The sequence below is a fragment of the Poseidonibacter parvus genome (genome assembly GCF_001956695.1).
Classification (GTDB): Bacteria; Campylobacterota; Campylobacteria; order Campylobacterales; family Arcobacteraceae; genus Poseidonibacter; species Poseidonibacter parvus.
Window position 1 is genome coordinate 2,627,779 of the sequence record NZ_CP019070.1, and the last position, 16,482, is coordinate 2,644,260.

The 16,482-nt window shown below is 27.7% G+C and carries 16 protein-coding genes; 2 read left to right on the forward strand and 14 right to left on the reverse strand.

The features are described 5' to 3' along the window. Nucleotides 1-58: 58 nt before the first annotated feature. Both LPB137_RS12910 and LPB137_RS12915 read left to right on the forward strand, forming a co-directional pair. Nucleotides 59-811 carry a Fis family transcriptional regulator gene (locus LPB137_RS12910; RefSeq protein WP_076088742.1) on the forward strand — a complete coding sequence of 251 codons (753 nt, stop codon included), beginning with the start codon at nt 59-61 and terminating at the stop codon, nt 809-811. Further along, complete coding sequence (locus tag LPB137_RS12915; protein ID WP_076088744.1) at nt 808-3,348, forward strand: [protein-PII] uridylyltransferase family protein; 2,541 nt, start codon at nt 808-810, stop codon at nt 3,346-3,348. Before LPB137_RS12910 ends, LPB137_RS12915 begins: the two co-directional genes overlap by 4 nt. Before the next feature lie 21 nt (nt 3,349-3,369). Here LPB137_RS12915 and LPB137_RS12920 read toward each other — a convergent pair whose 3' ends face one another. The 14 genes from LPB137_RS12920 to LPB137_RS12985 form a co-directional block, all read right to left on the reverse strand. Next, on the reverse strand, nt 3,370-6,861 hold the full coding sequence (locus tag LPB137_RS12920; protein WP_076088746.1) for an acyl-[ACP]--phospholipid O-acyltransferase: 3,492 nt from the start codon (nt 6,859-6,861) through the stop codon (nt 3,370-3,372). Then, nucleotides 6,861-7,763 carry an EamA family transporter RarD gene (gene rarD, locus LPB137_RS12925; protein ID WP_076088748.1) on the reverse strand — a complete coding sequence of 301 codons (903 nt, stop codon included), beginning with the start codon at nt 7,761-7,763 and terminating at the stop codon, nt 6,861-6,863. Before rarD ends, LPB137_RS12920 begins: the two co-directional genes overlap by 1 nt. Before the next feature lie 6 nt (nt 7,764-7,769). Then, a complete protein-coding gene (locus LPB137_RS12930) occupies nt 7,770-9,335 on the reverse strand; it encodes a methyl-accepting chemotaxis protein (RefSeq protein WP_083657268.1) in 1,566 nt (521 codons plus the stop codon). A 93-nt stretch (nt 9,336-9,428) separates the two neighbouring features. Further along, the gene (locus tag LPB137_RS12935; protein WP_076088752.1) at nt 9,429-9,656 is read right to left on the reverse strand and encodes a thioredoxin family protein; all 228 of its coding nucleotides are present in this window, start codon (nt 9,654-9,656) and stop codon (nt 9,429-9,431) included. Nucleotides 9,657-9,674: 18 nt separating this feature from the next. Next, nucleotides 9,675-10,619: a permease gene (locus LPB137_RS12940; protein WP_076088754.1), complete on the reverse strand. Its 945-nt coding sequence runs from the start codon at nt 10,617-10,619 to the stop codon at nt 9,675-9,677. Between the two features lie 12 nt (nt 10,620-10,631). After that, complete coding sequence (locus LPB137_RS12945) at nt 10,632-11,546, reverse strand: MBL fold metallo-hydrolase (RefSeq protein ID WP_076088756.1); 915 nt, start codon at nt 11,544-11,546, stop codon at nt 10,632-10,634. 14 nt (nt 11,547-11,560) lie between these two features. Next, nucleotides 11,561-11,974 carry an arsenate reductase ArsC gene (locus tag LPB137_RS12950; RefSeq protein ID WP_076088758.1) on the reverse strand — a complete coding sequence of 138 codons (414 nt, stop codon included), beginning with the start codon at nt 11,972-11,974 and terminating at the stop codon, nt 11,561-11,563. Between the two features lie 37 nt (nt 11,975-12,011). Next, on the reverse strand, nt 12,012-13,271 hold the full coding sequence (locus LPB137_RS12955; protein WP_076088760.1) for an arsenic transporter: 1,260 nt from the start codon (nt 13,269-13,271) through the stop codon (nt 12,012-12,014). A gap of 79 nt (nt 13,272-13,350) precedes the next feature. After that, a complete protein-coding gene (locus tag LPB137_RS12960) occupies nt 13,351-13,704 on the reverse strand; it encodes a gamma-glutamylcyclotransferase family protein (RefSeq protein WP_076088762.1) in 354 nt (117 codons plus the stop codon). Further along, entirely contained in the window at nt 13,704-14,012 is a 309-nt protein-coding gene (locus tag LPB137_RS12965; protein ID WP_076088764.1) for an ArsR/SmtB family transcription factor, read from the reverse strand. The genes LPB137_RS12960 and LPB137_RS12965 overlap by 1 nt, the downstream gene beginning before the upstream one ends. Before the next feature lie 101 nt (nt 14,013-14,113). Further along, on the reverse strand, nt 14,114-14,827 hold the full coding sequence (locus LPB137_RS12970) for an LrgB family protein (RefSeq protein WP_076088766.1): 714 nt from the start codon (nt 14,825-14,827) through the stop codon (nt 14,114-14,116). After that, nucleotides 14,817-15,182, reverse strand: a complete 366-nt coding sequence (locus tag LPB137_RS12975) for a CidA/LrgA family protein (RefSeq protein ID WP_076088768.1) — start codon at nt 15,180-15,182, stop codon at nt 14,817-14,819. The genes LPB137_RS12970 and LPB137_RS12975 overlap by 11 nt, the downstream gene beginning before the upstream one ends. Further along, nucleotides 15,175-15,567 (reverse strand): tautomerase family protein, encoded by a 393-nt coding sequence (locus LPB137_RS12980; RefSeq protein WP_076088770.1) that lies wholly within the window; start codon nt 15,565-15,567, stop codon nt 15,175-15,177. The genes LPB137_RS12975 and LPB137_RS12980 overlap by 8 nt, the downstream gene beginning before the upstream one ends. Nucleotides 15,568-15,577: 10 nt before the next feature. Next, on the reverse strand, nt 15,578-16,432 hold the full coding sequence (locus tag LPB137_RS12985; RefSeq protein ID WP_076088772.1) for an NAD(P)-dependent oxidoreductase: 855 nt from the start codon (nt 16,430-16,432) through the stop codon (nt 15,578-15,580). Nucleotides 16,433-16,482: the final 50 nt, after the last annotated feature.

Genomic DNA, 16,482 nt, shown 5'->3' on the forward strand with positions numbered 1-16,482 from the left:
CTAAATTATTATTGTTAATTTCTGTATAATTAATTTATACAAAAAAAGGTTAGAAAATATGCAAGACTTTATCGCACAGGATGAGATTTCAAAAGAGATATTAAACTCAGCAAAACTATTACAAGCTGTTAATGTACATGCCCTAATATTAGGAGGTGCAGGTGTTGGTAAAAAATCACTTGCTCAATATATACTGCCAAATTCTAATATTTATAATTCAAAGTCATTACAACAAGATATCCAAGATGAAGTAATAAATCTACAAAATGATGCAATAATTATTGATAAAATTGATGAACTTACGAATATTGACCTTTTCTTAAAATGGATAAATACAAATGATATTAGAATTATTGCAATATCGGAAAATAATATGTTAAACCAAAAGTTAAAAGATATATTTTCAATTAATCTTGAAGTACCAAGTTTACATAAAAGAGAGTTAGATACTAAAGCATTAATTCATAAGTTTTCACTTGAAGCTTCAAGAACTTTAGATATGGAAATGATCTCTTCATCTAAATTAATTACAAATATTACAAATAACACTCACTCATTAAGAAAATCTATTTATTTTTCTTATCTTTTTGAAACAATTGGTGAAGAAGAGATATTAATGTTTTTAGAAAAATATCTAGGTGAGAATCTAGGTGAAGATAATGCATACAAAAACCTTTTATATCTATTTGAAGTTCCTTTAATAAAAGCATCAACAAAAAAATACAAATCTCAGGTTCAAGTTTCTAAACATTTAGGCTTAAATAGGATAACATTAAGAAAAAAATTGGAAACGCATAAAGAATTACTATGAATGATTTAAATATACAAATTGAAGAACTTATCTCACAAAATGCAAATGATTTTGAGATATCAAAAGTTTTTAAAAACTATTTTAAAAACTATGTTGCATCTATTGATACTACACTTGAAACTACGGGTGGAAAAGACTTTTTTATAAAACATACAAAACATACTGATAAATTCCTAATTTTACTTTATAAATATATTTTACGTAAAAACTTTGGTTCATATCAACCAATGAGCTCTTCAGTTCCTATTAGTCTTGTGGCACTTGGTTCTTACGGAAGACAGCAGCTTTGTATCTATTCTGATATTGACATTATGATTCTATATGAGGATATAAAAGGTTATAACTTAAAAGAAATTATGGAAGAGTTTATTACTCTTGCATGGGATTGTGGTTTAAAATTAGGTTCTAGGGTTCATGAGTTAAAAGAAGTAGCACTTAGTGTTGCTGAAGATATAACTATTAAAAGTTCAATTTTAGAATCAAGACTTATTTTTGGTTCTAAATATCTTTGGTATGGTTATGAAAATGTATTACATCTTATTAGAAAAACAAATCAAAAAGAGTTTGTATTAGATAAGCTTGAAGAACATAAACAAAGATTATTAAAGTATCCACTGAAAATGGAACCTAATATTAAAGATGGTTATGGTGGTATTAGAGAATCAAATATGATGTATTGGATGGCAAATATTTTATATGGAACATCAGATACGAAAAGTTTGATAGGTAGCGAATTTACAGAAGAAGAGTATAGAAAATATAGACAATCTTTAGAATATATTTTCCAAGTAAGAAATGCCTTACATAATATTGCAAGAAAAAAACAAGACCAAGTAACTTTTGATATCTTGCCTGATTTAAGTACAAAACTAGGTTTCAAAAATACACCACGGCATACAAAAGATAGACAATGTATGGCAAAACTTTTAACATGTTTACATATTATTCATAGTTTTACAGCAACAATGGTTAAAAAATTTACAAGAAAAGTTATATTTAAAAAAGAAAATATCACTTTATTAAAAGAACATCGATATAAAAAGAATCTTTATATTGTAGACAATACTTTATATACATCTTTTAATGCAAAACCAAAGAGTTTAAATAACTTAGTAAAAGAGCTTATTGACTTACCTTCAAGTGTAAAAAGATTTGATAGGTCATATATTTACTATGCAAGTAAAGCTAAGCGTCCTACTACGCAATCAAAAGAGTTAAAAAAGAATATTAAATCAATGCTCTTTAAAAAGTCTTTATATCCTATTATTAAACTAATTTACAATGCAGGATTATTTCAAGCTATTTTACCAAATACAAAAAAGATTATTGATCAACCACAATTTGATGGATATCATCAACATCCTGTTGACGTACATTCTATTAAAACATTAAAATTTGCAGAACACATTAAAGATCCTTATATTCAAGAAATTTTTAATTCCTTAACAAAACAGCAACAAAGTATTACAAAACTTGTTGCACTTTTTCATGATGCAGGAAAAGGAAGACCAACAGATCATCACATTGTTGGTGAAAAAATCTTTAAAGATATGGGTGTCTCTTTAAATTTTGATGAAGAGCATACTAAAATTGGAGCAAGACTTGTAAGATATCATAATATGATGTCTTACATAGCAACTCATGAAGATATTTATTCTGAAAAAACTATACTTAATTTTACAGGATTAGTAAAAAGTGAACTTGCATTAAGAATGTTATATGTAGTTACATACTGTGATATTTCAGCAGTTGGAACAAATATTTATAATGCATCTATGGCTTCACTTTTAAAACAATTATATACACAATCTCTTCCGGCTTTTGAGAATGAAGCATTACTAAATGAAAGTGCAAGAAGAGTTGCAAAGCAAAACACAATTAAAAACCTAAAAAGATATAAAGAATTACCAAACTTGGTTAAAAAGAAAATAATGTATATTTCTTCAAATCAAATGTTCTTAATTCTAAAAGCTGAAGATATTTTAGATATTGCAATAAAAGCAAAAGATGTAGAAAACTATATTTATAAAATAATGAATGAAAGACATTTAACAATTAGAATAATAAGAAAAGCTCCACTTAACCTTGGATACTTATTAGGAAAATTAGAGTTTTTAAATATTGCATCTATGAATATATATAAACTTTATGATGATAAAAAAGCTTTTTATATATCATTTACTGAAAAAGTTGATGATGAAGATTTACCTTTTATTGAAGAAGTTATTAAAAGTTCATTTGATATGTCAAAAACTACAAGATTAATGGCGCCAATTATTAAAAAAGAGAACATTAAAGTTAATTGTAATCATACTGCTTATTTAGCAGCAATGAGTATAGTTGCAAAAGATCAAAAAGGTTTATTTGCTTACATTGCAAAAATCTTTGATGATTTTAATATTGAAATTGAGAGTGCTAAATTAAATACAATTAGAGGCTATGCAAAAGATTTATTCTTAATCGAAAAAAATGGAAACTTTTGCACAAAGCAAAATGAAATTATTGATTTAATGAGTATTGAAAATAAAGCAGATTAATCTGCTTTATTTGAACTCTTATTAACTTTTAGCTAAAAGCTTAGCTGCTTTAAAATCTTTTTTACCAGTCCCTAATTTTGGTACCTCTTCAACTATTTTAATCAAACTTGGAATCATTAGATTATTATCAAAAGAAGCTATTATTTTTTCCTTTAAACTACTTACAAACTCTTCATTTACATTTGAAATTAAAAGAATGATTTTTTCACCTTTCTTTTCATCTTCTATAGATGTTGCAATATAATCAGTATTTGTATCTTCAGGTAATTCAATAACTTTTGAAATCATATTCTCAATTGCAGTTAAACTAATCATCTCACCACCTAGTTTTGCAAACCTTGAATACCTATCAACAATTGTTAAAAAACCATCATTATCTAGTTTTCCTTTATCACCTGTTATGTAAAAAGTTCTATTATCAATTTTTATTAAAACTTCTTTTGTTTTCTTTTCATCTTTTAAATAGCCTTTCATAACCTGAATACCTGATATTAAGACCATTCCTTCCTCGCCAATTTCTAGTTCATCAAAAGTATCTGGATTTACTATTTTGATTAAGGTTCCAGGTAATGCCATTCCAACAGTGCCTATCTTATTTCCTTTTTGTACTGTAAATTCTGGTGTTAAAACATCAGGTAAATTACATGAAGTTACAGGTGTTGTTTCAGTTGTTCCAAAACCTTCTAAAATATCTTTTCCAAACTTCTTTTTAAAATCAATTCTTACATCATCTCTTAATTTTTCAGCACCTGCAACTGTAAGTCTTAAACTTTCAAACATCAAAGGATTTACTTTAGAATTTTTTGTATAAAGTCTAAAAAATGTCGAAGTTCCTGTTAAAATTGTTGCTTTATATTTATATATTAATTTACCCAACCCTAAACCATCAGTTGGGTCTGGATGACACACACACTTTATTCCTTCAATTAAAGGTAAAAAAGTAGTTACAACTATTCCAAAGGCATGAAAAGTTGGTAGTGAACCTACAAAAACGTCATCATCACTTACATTTAAAACATTTGCTATTTGCTGTGAATTTCCTAAGATATTATCACTACTTAACTCTATTCCTTTTGGCTTTCCTTCACTTCCTGAAGAAAATAAAATAACAACAGTATCATCTTTGTTTGTTTTTTCTAAATAAATAGCTTTTAGTAAAAAGCTTGGTAAAAACTTTACACTTAATAAAGTAATTAATCCACTTAATTTTGATATTTCTTTTTTCAAATCTTCTAAAAGAATTACATCTACTAACTCAAAGACTGATGATATTTCAATGCCTTTAGCTTCTAGTTTTTCAACAAACTTTGACGAAGTTATAATTGTTTTTATTTCTGCTTTATTTATAGCTTCTTTTATTGATTGCATTGAACTTGTAAAGTTTAAATTAACAGCTGTTTTTCCCATCATTAATACAGAATTATTTATAAAAGCACCAGCTGCACTTGAAGGTAATAATAATCCTAAGTTTTGTCCTTTTACTTTTTTCTTAAGTTGGTTTTTAAAAAGAATACTTGCTGTTAAAAATCTATTTCCACTTAACTCTAAACCTGTTGAATCTGCTATTATCATCTCATTTGATACTTCTTTTAACTTATCAAAAATTGTTTGACTTAAAGTTCCTAGATTTTTAATATGTTCCTTCCATGAAGATGTTGATAAAGCTATAATTTCTTGCTTTACTCTTGTAATATTTGCATTTTCTTTTTTCATTACTTTTGAAAAAGAAACAGTAACTGTATTTGTTCTATATGATTTTTTTAATTTATTATTAGCACGACTAAACATCGACTCCCACAAGCCTCTAATATAAAAAGAGACCACTCTTACATCACTGTGAGTCTGTCTTAGTATTAGTTCAAAACCTCTTTTAAACTCACCTAAATGACCATTTCTTGTAATATTTCCCTCAGGAAATAAAACTACAACATTCCCTTCATCTAATTGTCTTGCAACTTCTTTTATAGTTGATTTACTTGAAGTTCCAGAAATTGGGATAGCATTAAACATTTTAAGCAACCATTTTAAATACCATTTATTATAAATAGATTTTTCCATAACAAATTTTACATCACGTGGAACTGACATTAAAATTACAGCCCAATCAATCCATGAAACATGATTTCCTAATAGTAAAACACCTCCACTTGAAGGAATATTTTTAACATCATTTACTTCAAGTTTATACTTTAATCCAACAATCAATTTCAAAAATACTAAAATCATAGATTGTGGTAGTTTTATAACTGTAAAAAATGCACCAAAAGTTGTAATAAGTAGTATCAGATAAATAGTACTCAAAGGATCTAAAGAATAAAAAGAGACAATAGTTGTAAGGCTAAGCATTGCAAACATAAATAAAGAATGAAACCAATTATTACCTGCTAATATAGTTCCTAGAGTTTTTTTATTTGCATTAAATTGAATTAAAGCATTTAAAGGAACTACAAATAATCCTCCAAAAATGCCAAAGAATAAAAAAGATAAAGCTAGTAAAAATGGAGTTTGTACAATTGTTGAAATATAAACCATCAAAGCCATTCCAAACGCAGCAAGGGGAATAGTTCCTACTTCTATATAATGCTTTGAAAGTTTTGAGTAAATAAAAGCTCCAATTGCAATACCAATTCCTGAACATGCAATTACACCATTTATTACAAACACATCTGTTACTTCTAAATACTGCTTAGCATAAGAAGGGAAAACAGCCATCAAACCTTGTGAAATTCCCCAAAAAACTGAAAGTCCAATTACAGATAAAAATATTATCTTATTTGAAAAAATTGATTTTATATTTTTAGAAAAAAGCTTTCCTTTTAAGAAATCATTTTTGTTTAAAATTAAACTATCATTTCTTTTATGCGATGTTTTTATTTTTCGTAAAATAAGTAATGAAACAATCATTTCTAAAAAAGCAATTGGAAGGACATAGTAAGTAAGACTTAAAGTTGATGAAAGCAACTGCTCTTTTGAGCTTAAGAGCTCTAAATTATTAGAGATATAAAAACTTTCAAAAATAAAAGAGGTAATTCCTATTGCAAAAAGTATTGCAATTATTGAAATAGATTGTAAGGCTGCATTACCTTTTGCTAAATTCTTTTTTCCATAAATGTCTAAAATTATTCCAAATTTAGCAGGTGAATAAATAGCACTTTGAACAGCCAGTAAAACTAAAATAAACATTGCAAAATAAAAGCTTCCACTTAAATAAGCAAAAATCATAAGAACTGATAAACAAAAAGATGAAATAGCACCATAAACTAAAATTGATTTTTTATCATACTTATCTGATAAATAGCCACTTAGGGTAAACAGTAGTAAAAAAGGAATAATAATCATTGCATTAATTATTGATATCCAAATAACTTGTTCACTTCCATCGAACACTTTAAAAGCAATATTTTGAAGTAATACTTTATGTGATACATCAACTAAAGCATTACAAAAAACAACAAATAAAAAAGCTAACTTTATCAGGGATAAATTTTTGATTTTTTCAAAAAGCTTATTCATTAATTATCCTTTTTTAACTTCTTTTGTTTTCTATATTTTTTTATTGAATCTAATGAAAAAATTGCTAATGCAATCCAAATTAATATAAATGTAATCATTTTATCAAAATTAAACTCTTCATTATATATAAAAATTGCAAGTAAAAAAGCACATGTTGGTCCTAAGTATTGTAAAAAACCTAATGTTGTAAGCTTAAGTCTTGTTGCAGCACCATTAAATAGTAGTAGTGGCGTAATTGTTATTATTCCACCAAGACTTAGCATTATATTAATATATGTACTTGAATTTAAAAAAGATATTGAATTTGTAGTATATAAATAATATATTCCAATTAGTGCAAAAGGTATCATTATCAAAGTTTCTACAAATAATCCGACAATAGAACCTACATTTATTTTTTTCCGTATCATTCCATAAAAAGCAAAAGAAAATGCAAGTGTTAAAGAAACTAAAGGAAGAGAACCTAGACTAAGAACTTGGTAAAAAACAGCTATAAAAGCTATAAAAATAGCAATATATTGATTTTTAGTCATTCTTTCTTGAAAGAATAAATAGCCTAAAAATATACTAACTAAGGGGTTTATATAATAGCCTAGCGCTGTTTCCATAATTTTATCATTTGTTACTGCCCAAATAAAAACAAGCCAATTAAGGGAAATGAAAAAAGTTGATAATGCTAGGTATTTTAATTTAGTAAAATCTTTTATTAAAGTTTTGTAAATATCAACTTGTTTTGTAATAAAAATCAAAGGAATAAGAATAAAAAAAGACCATATAATCCTATGAATTAGAACTTCTAAAGGCTCAACACTTGATACTTCTTTAAAATATATGGGAGCAATTGCTCCCCAAAATAAAAATGCTAATACCGCATATATTTGTCCTAATTTAATTTCTGTCAAAATCTTTTAGAAACTTTCCCATTCATCTTTTGTTTCTTTCTTTGCCTCTACAATTCTTGGCGAAGCAGCAGTTACCCTAGTTCTCTTTACATCTATAGATGTAGCTTGTTCAATTTTTAAGTTCATTTCTTTAGCTTTAACATCAGCTTTTCCTATAAACTCTTTTTCATTCGCACTTGAAACAATAAGTTTTGCAATTTCATCTGTAGTTGTAGCTATCTCCTGTGCTTGAGAAGCAACAACTGCATTCTTTTGTGTTTGCTGATCGAGTTGAGTTACTGCCGTATTTATCTGTTCTATTCCTGATAATTGTTCTTTACTTGACATTTCAATATCTGAAATAAGACTTGTAGTCTCTTGAATATTCTGATTTAATTCTTTATATCCTTCAATCATATTTCCAGCAATATTTTTACCTTCATTTGCTTTGGATGTTGCATTTTCAACTATATCCTTGATTTCTTTAGCAGCTTCGGCACTTCTTGAAGCTAGATTTCGTACTTCCGCAGCAACTACGGCAAACCCTTTTCCTGCTTCTCCTGCTGTTGCAGCTTCAACGGCTGCATTCAAAGAAAGAATATTTGTTTGGAATGCTATTTGATCAATTACACTGATTGCTTCATTTATAGATTTAACTTGTACATTAATTTCATCCATAGCTACACTTGTTTGATTAGCAAGTGCTTCTCCATCTTTAGCAGACTTTGTAACAATATTTGAATTATTTGCCATTTTTGCAATATTTTGAGTATTATTTCTAATAGTTGCAGTTACTTCTTCTACAGCAGCTGATGTTTCTTCTAAACTAGCCGCCGCTTCATTTGAACTTTGATTTAATTTATCTACATTTTCTAAAAGTGAATCAGAACCATTATTAAGTGTTAATCCATTGGTTTTATTTTCTACTAACATGTCATTTACAACGTTGGCTAAACTATTTAAACCAACTGAAACTTCACCTAAATCTCCTGTAATTCTATGAACAAAGTTTAATGTCTGATAAGAAGTTAAGGCTTCTGTTATTTTATTTAAATCACCATCAACTTTTGAGGATACAACTTGAAATAAATCATTGATACCATTTTTAAGCTCCTCAATACCTTCATTTTTAGTTGATTCAATTATTGATTGTTGCATAATACCTGTCTTTGCTAGTTCAATAGCTTTCTTAGAAGATTCAATGACTTTTTTACTATCTGTTATATCCTGAGCAAACTTAACTACTCTAATTACTTTTCCATTTTTATTTTTAACAGGTGAATATGAAGCTTGAATCCATACAGAAGTACCGTCTTTTGCGAATCTCTCAAATTCATTTATTTTAGAGATTCCATTCGATAAATCTTTCCAAAAATTCGTATATTCTGAAGTACTTGTATATGTTTTATCACAAAACATTCGATGATGATTACCAACCGTTTCACTTAAGCTATAACCTAATACATTTAAAAAGTTATCATTTGCATGTATTATAGTACCATCTGGGTTGAATGATATAATGGCATAGTTTTCATCCATTGCACTTAACCTAGCTGATTCTTCTTCTGTTTTTCCAAAATTAAACATATTCATTCTCCTAAATATTTATATATTATACTTTAGAAAGTTAGTATACAATTTAATAACTAAATAATGACTAAATAGCTTAAAAGTAGGTTATACTTTTTAAAAATAAGCTTTTATCTCTTCAGAATTTAAAAGTTTTCCAGTAGATTTAACTTCACTATTTATTACAAGTCCTGGAGTATTCATTACACCATAATCCATAATTTTAACAATATCTTCCACTTTTTCAACTTGAGCAAAAACGCCAGCTTCTGCAACTGCTTTTTTTACATTTTCTTCTAAGGCTTTACATTTTGCACAGCCTGTTCCTAAAATTTCAATTTTCATTTCTTTCTCCTATTATTTTTATAATATCGCATTAAATATATATCCAACAAGTAATATTGCACTTCCTACAATTCCAAAAAATATTGAAATAAGTTTTAGTGAAATTACTCTTTTTAAAATCATGGCTTCTGGAAGGCTAAGAGCGACAACAGCCATCATAAATGATAATGCAGTTCCAAGTAGCATTCCTTTTGAAGTTAAAACTTCAATAAGTGGAATCATTCCTGCAGCGCTTGAATACATTGGAATTCCCATCACAACTCCTAAAAGTGGAGCATACCATGAATCACCACCTGCATAAGTAGCAATCGTTTCAGCTGGAACATATCCATGTATAAAAGCACCAATTGCAATACCGATTATTACATAAGGATATATCTTCTTAAAAATATCAAGTGTAGCTTCCCAAGCTTCTTTTACTCTTGCTTTAAAATTACTTCCTTCTTCTTGTGAATTACAACATGAAGTGGCAGGTTTAACTTCGATTAATACTTCTTTTTCTAAATTCATACTTCCTATTATTAATCCTGCAACCATTGCAATAAGCAGTGCACAAGAAATATAAAGTAAAGTAATCTTCCATCCAAAAAGTGAAAACAATAATGCAATCACAACAGCATCACTAAGTGGTGCTGAAACAAGATAAGAAAAAGTTACTCCTAAAGGAATTCTAGCTTGTAAAAATCCTAAAAACAAAGGTATTGCAGAACAAGAACAAAAAGGTGTTAGCATTCCAAAAAATGCGGCAGAAATATGACCTATTAGTTTATGTTTTCCACTTAAATAATCTCTTACTTTTTCAACTGGAAAGAAACTTCTTAAGAAACTTACAATATAAATAATTACAATTAAAAGAAAAAATATCTTTATCGTATCATAAATAAAAAAGTTTATAGCTTCACCTAAATGACCTTCTAAACTCCAAAGTTCATAAGTTAAATAATCAACAAAATCTTTCCACATAAGTATCCTTTTTTATTCCCACTCTAATTGATCGTATAAAGTTTTTGCATTCAAAGGAGCTATAGTTTTATAGTGATCATAATATGAAAAATTTTTATCATCTACATAATTATAAATATCTTCTACATCTACCTCATCATCGTATGCTTTTGTTACACTTTGTTTTAAAACTCTTAAGTATTCTAATGTTGGCTTATAAGAAGTTTTATCAAACTCTTTTCCATGTCCACCCATCACATACTTAACATTCATTTTTTCTAGTTTTTCTAAGGCTTTTATCCATTCATTTATATTTGAGTATTTTGCATACTTAATCATTCTGCCATTAAATACTGTATTTCCTGTAAAGATAAAGTTTTCACTTGGAACAAAAACAGATATATCTGAAACAGAGTTTGAAGCCTTACTTAATTTTAATACCTCAATATTAAAGTTTTTACCTTTGATAATATATTTATCATTAGTAAAAATATCTGCATCTACAACTTTAGATTTAGCGTATTCTTCTTTTGTAGTAACTCTTGGTATTCTATTAAACTTATCAGGGTTTTCTTCAAGTTCTTTGATAATTGTTTTATGAGCAATTATAGGAATATTCTTTTCTTTATAAAAAGAAGCTCCTGTATATCTATCATCATGAAAATTTGTAGCTATTACATAAGATACTTCTTTTGCATACTTCTTTTTTATTAACTCATTTAACTCTTTTGCAAAAACATATGTTGGACCTGCTTCAATTACTACTATAGAATCACCTGTATCAACTGTACAAACATTTGATACAAATCCTTTATTTTCTTTTGTTGGAGGATTAAAATCTCCAATATAACAATCTATGTTTGAAGTCACATTTACAGCTTTTAATTTATACACATCTGCGTATAAATTAAAAGATAGAAGTAAAAGTATATATATAAAAGATTTCATTTTTTGCCTTTTTATTATTTTAAAGCCTCTACAACTTTTGGAAGTAGAATCTCTTCTATTTCTTTATATGTATCTTCAAATGCTTCAAAACCTTTTCCATCTGGATCTACAAAACTTACATGAATTACTTTTACTGCTTTTGGAAACATTGGACAAGTCTCATGTGCATTATCACAAACAGTAACAACTAAATCATATTCATTATCAATTACTTTATCAATAGTTTTTGAGTGATATTCTTCTTTCCAAATACCTTTTTGTTCTAGTAATTTTTGAGCATTTGGATTAACTCTACCACTTGCTTTTACACCTGATGAATCTGAAGAGAAACCTTCTAGTTTAGCATTTATAAGTGCTTCGGCTATTATACTTCTACACGAGTTTCCTGTACATAAAATTAATACTTTCTTATTTGATTTGTTTTGCATTTTTTATCCTTTTTTATTTTAAATTAATATTTATATTTTAAAGCCACGCTAGTGACAACAATACTACTAGTAAAACTGGTGGTGTAATAATTAGACCAAATTTACTATACTGTGCAAATGAAATATTTACACCTTTTTTTGCTAATACATGTAACCATAAAAGAGTTGCAAGTGAACCAAATGGTGTCATTTTAGGTCCTAAATTACATCCAATAATATTCGCATATGCTAAAGCTTGATTTGGAATATCTTGAAGTGCTATATCCATAATCATGACTGTTGGCATATTATTCATAATTGCAGATAAAAATGCTGCTATAAATCCAGTTCCTACAATTGCAACAGTATCACTACGAGTGCTTAAATCTTGTAAGATTAAAGCTAAATAATCAGTAAGACCTGCATTTTTTAAACCATAGACAACTATATATAGTCCAATACTAAACCATACAACTTGCCAAGGTGCTTCTTTTATAATACGAACAGGCTCAACTGTTTTAAACATAGTTGCAATAATTAAAAATATTACTCCACCACCAAGAGCAAATACTGCAACTGGTAAATCATAAGCATCACCTATAAAATATCCTAGAATTAAAAGTGCTAAAAAAGCCCAAGATAGTTTAAATAAAGTATCATTTTTAATTACACTTGATGGCTCTTTTAAAAGTGAAATATCCACAGTTTTAGGAATATCTTTTCGCAGTAACAACCATAAGAAAACAATAGATATAAATACACTTACAATATATGGAATTAACATATTTGAAATATACTCAGAAAAGCCTATATCAAAATAGTTTGCTGTTACAATATTAGTAAGGTTTGAAAATACTAAAGGCAAAGATGCACTATCAGAAATAAATCCACCTGCAAGTAAAAAAGCAATGATTGATTTCATATTTAATTTTAATATTCTCATTTTTGCAAGTAAGATAGGAGTTAAAATAAGAGCTGCTCCATCATTTGCAAAAAGTGCAGATACAAATGCACCGAGTAAAATAGAATAAATAAACATCTTCATTCCACTTCCATTTGAGAACTTTGCCATTTTTAAAGCACACCACTCAAAAAAGCCAATCTCATCTAAAACCATAGATAAAATTATAATTCCAATAAAAGATAAAGTTGCATCCCAAACGATATCAGTTACTATTAAAACATCTGAGAAACTTACTACTCCTAAAACTAAAGCAACAATTGCTCCAATAACTGCTGTTGTTCCTATTTGTAAATCTCTTGGTTGCCAAATTACAAAAATAAGTGTAATAATAAAAATTGCACTTGCTAATAACATACTCTTCCTTTTTACTATTTTAATATATCAAGATATATTGATATTTATTTAAAAAAAAAAGAGTTACATTTAAGTAACTCTAATCTTCTTCCATTTCAATTATTTCTGGTTTTAACATATAAAGATATGTTTCAACATCTAACTCATCATATCGCTCAACAGTTACAGGAGTTCTTACAAACTCTTCACCTTCAAACTCATCTAAGTAATCCCAATGATTAATTAAATTTGATGAATAAAACAAATATCCATGAATTGTGTCTCTTGTTTTGTCAAGTCTAATTCCAGGATAACCCATTCCTGCAGACCAGCCTGCATCAACTAATTTACCTTTAACTGTTGCTGGTACAAATTTACCAACAACATTTTCTAAAACATGTCCATTTGGACAGTTTGGCATTAATGTTCCATATACAAAAAGTGTTTCAGTCATTATTTATTACATGCCTTTATTAAATTTGGAAGTTGAATATCCAAAGTATTTATCTCTTTTACGCAAGATTGTCTAAATTCGTCAAGAGGAGATCTAAGACTATAATAAGCCCATCGTCCTTCTCTATCAACTCTTAAAAATCCTGCTTCTTTCAATATTTTTAAATGTCTTGAAAGTCTTGATTGAATCATTTCAAAAGAATTTTCTAAATCACATACACAGCATTTTCCATGAATATTTAAAAACTTTAAAATTCTAATTCTAGTTTCATCATTTAAAGCAGATGTTGTTTTTAAAAAAATATCCATCATATTCCTTTGATTTTTTGAAGTATATCATAATAAAATTAATATATCAATATATCTTGATGTATTAATTCATATTTCACTTCTTATTCATATTTCACTTCTTATTTAAAGAAAGTGATTATTAAAGGCAAAAAAACAGCTGTTAAAATTCCACTAAGTCCCATTGCAAGTGCTGCAAAAGCTGCTGCTTTTTCACTTATCTCAATAGCTCTTGCTGTACCAATTCCATGTGAGACTAAACCAAGTGCAAAACCTTCAGAAGTTTCATGCTTAATTTTTATTAGTCTAAAAATGATTGAGCCAAATACAGCACCAATCATTCCTGTAATTATTACAAAACCAACTGCTAAAGATGGGATTGCTCCTATTTGCTCAGACGTAATAACAGCAATTGGAGCAGTAATTGATTTTGTTGTCATTGAAAGAATTGTAGGAAGTTCTGCTCCTAAAAACCATAATAAACAAACAGCTATAACAATTGAAAAGACTCCTGCAATAAAAAGTGTTGCAACTACTGGAATAAATAAAGCCTTTAGATGTTTCAAGTTTTTATACAAAGGAAGTGCTAAAGCAACAGTAGCTGGTCCTAAAAAGAAATGAATTATTTCTACACTTTTAAAATACTCTTCAAAAGAAGTATTTGTATATATTATCAAAGATAAAATTACAATATAAGAAGTAATAATTGGTTGTAATAAAGTATGTTTATTAAACTTTTCATAAATTATGATTCCTACTTTATACGAAAGCAAAGTAATAACTATCCATGTTAAAGGTGTGTTATTTATATATTCTAATAAGGCATTATAATTCATTTATATTCTTTTCTTTTGTTGTTTTAATTGTTAAATAATCCATAAATTTAGCAGCAAAAACAAGTGCTATTAAAGTTCCCACAATTAAAGCTATTAAAATTGCCCAAAACTCTTTTGCAATAATATCAACTTGCGTTATAATTCCCATAGCAGCTGGTATAAATAAAAGTGGCAAATATCTTAAATGCAGAAAAACAGCTGTATCTAAACTTTCAAAACTACTTTTCCTAATAATTAAAAAAATCAATAATAATACCATTCCAATAACAGGTCCAGGAACTAATAAGTCAAAAAGTTTAGTTATACATTCTCCAAAAAATTGGAAAACTAAAAGTGTAATAATTCCTTTAAGCAAGAGGGTCTTCTCCTACTTCCCAATTAGCTAAAAACTTTTCTACTAAATGAAAATCTTCTCCCGTGTGCTGAGTAAAAGTAATATATTGATTTTTTAAATCAATTTCAAAAAGAGCATGTACAATTTCCATATATCTTAGAGCAATTTCACGTCTTTTTTCAATACTTCTACCTTCTCTAATATCTAAATTCATTAAACAAATATCATCTTTTGGATTAGCACGTCCTATTGTAAGATTGTATTTATCATACTCTCTTATACTAATAGCTATATGATCTTTTCCTGTATCCATAACACTAGAGAAGACATCTCTTATTTGATTCACAAATTTATCTTTTGTTTCATTTGATACTTTTTTATTTATCTCAAATTGTAAATGTGGCATTTTTTATCCTTTATTCACCTTTAAATAATCTATAAATAGAAGAAAAATCCTCTTCACCTTTTCCCATCATTTTCATTTTAGAGAACAGCTCTTTTGGCATTGCTGCTGAGTATAAAGGTTTTTTCATAGAGTATGCTAAATCTTGTAATAAATGTAAATCTTTATTTATTGCATTATTTGAAAAATGTGCTGAAAAATCTTCATCAATTAGTTTTTGTTTTTTAGCATTTAAAACAAGTGAAGTTCCACCTCCAACACCCAAAATATCTAAAGCTTTATCTTTTGGAATCGAACAATCTTCTGCAAGTGATGTACACTCAGCAATAGTTGCCATAAAAGAACCTAAGCAAAGATTATTGATTAGTTTCATTTTTGTTGCACTTCCTTGTTTTTCTAAAAAGAAAATCTCTTTTCCAAACTTTTCTAAGAGTGGTTTTACTTCATCAAAAACTTCTTTTTTTCCGGAAGATACTAGTGTTAAAACACCAGCAAGTGCAGGAGCAACACTACCAAATACTGGATTTTCTAAATATTTTGCTTCTGCTTTTTCACAAAGAGCATGAAAATTTAAAACATCTTCATAGTGATGAGTACTTAAATCAATAATTATTTTACCTTTAAGCTCATTACATAAAAGACCATCTTGCATATTAAAAACATTATTGACAGCTGGTGAATCGAAAAGACAAATGAAAATTACATCACAAGATTTCAACAAATCTTTTGGTGTATCTACAACATTAAACCCTTTATCTAAGGCTTTTTCTTTTGTTCTATTATATGCGATTATTTCTTCATCCATTTGCTTTAATCTCGTAGCAATTGCTGTTCCTAAATTTCCAAGTCCTATAAATCCTATTGACATAATCTCTCCAAAATATTTTTTGTATGATTATAATCTAGCATTAGGAATTT

What these genes read in the sequence shown, in the direction of transcription:
- LPB137_RS12910 (WP_076088742.1), top strand. Translation starts at nt 59, where the DNA reads ATGCAAGACTTTATCGCACAGGATGAGATTTCAAAAGAGATATTAAAC.
- LPB137_RS12915 (WP_076088744.1), top strand. Translation starts at nt 808, where the DNA reads ATGAATGATTTAAATATACAAATTGAAGAACTTATCTCACAAAATGCA.
- LPB137_RS12920 (WP_076088746.1), bottom strand. Translation starts at nt 6,861, where the DNA reads ATGAATAAGCTTTTTGAAAAAATCAAAAATTTATCCCTGATAAAGTTA.
- LPB137_RS12930 (WP_083657268.1), bottom strand. Translation starts at nt 9,335, where the DNA reads ATGAATATGTTTAATTTTGGAAAAACAGAAGAAGAATCAGCTAGGTTA.
- LPB137_RS12935 (WP_076088752.1), bottom strand. Translation starts at nt 9,656, where the DNA reads ATGAAAATTGAAATTTTAGGAACAGGCTGTGCAAAATGTAAAGCCTTA.
- LPB137_RS12940 (WP_076088754.1), bottom strand. Translation starts at nt 10,619, where the DNA reads ATGTGGAAAGATTTTGTTGATTATTTAACTTATGAACTTTGGAGTTTA.
- LPB137_RS12945 (WP_076088756.1), bottom strand. Translation starts at nt 11,546, where the DNA reads ATGAAATCTTTTATATATATACTTTTACTTCTATCTTTTAATTTATAC.
- LPB137_RS12950 (WP_076088758.1), bottom strand. Translation starts at nt 11,974, where the DNA reads ATGCAAAACAAATCAAATAAGAAAGTATTAATTTTATGTACAGGAAAC.
- LPB137_RS12955 (WP_076088760.1), bottom strand. Translation starts at nt 13,271, where the DNA reads ATGTTATTAGCAAGTGCAATTTTTATTATTACACTTATTTTTGTAATT.
- LPB137_RS12960 (WP_076088762.1), bottom strand. Translation starts at nt 13,704, where the DNA reads ATGACTGAAACACTTTTTGTATATGGAACATTAATGCCAAACTGTCCA.
- LPB137_RS12965 (WP_076088764.1), bottom strand. Translation starts at nt 14,012, where the DNA reads ATGGATATTTTTTTAAAAACAACATCTGCTTTAAATGATGAAACTAGA.
- LPB137_RS12970 (WP_076088766.1), bottom strand. Translation starts at nt 14,827, where the DNA reads ATGAATTATAATGCCTTATTAGAATATATAAATAACACACCTTTAACA.
- LPB137_RS12980 (WP_076088770.1), bottom strand. Translation starts at nt 15,567, where the DNA reads ATGCCACATTTACAATTTGAGATAAATAAAAAAGTATCAAATGAAACA.
- LPB137_RS12985 (WP_076088772.1), bottom strand. Translation starts at nt 16,432, where the DNA reads ATGTCAATAGGATTTATAGGACTTGGAAATTTAGGAACAGCAATTGCT.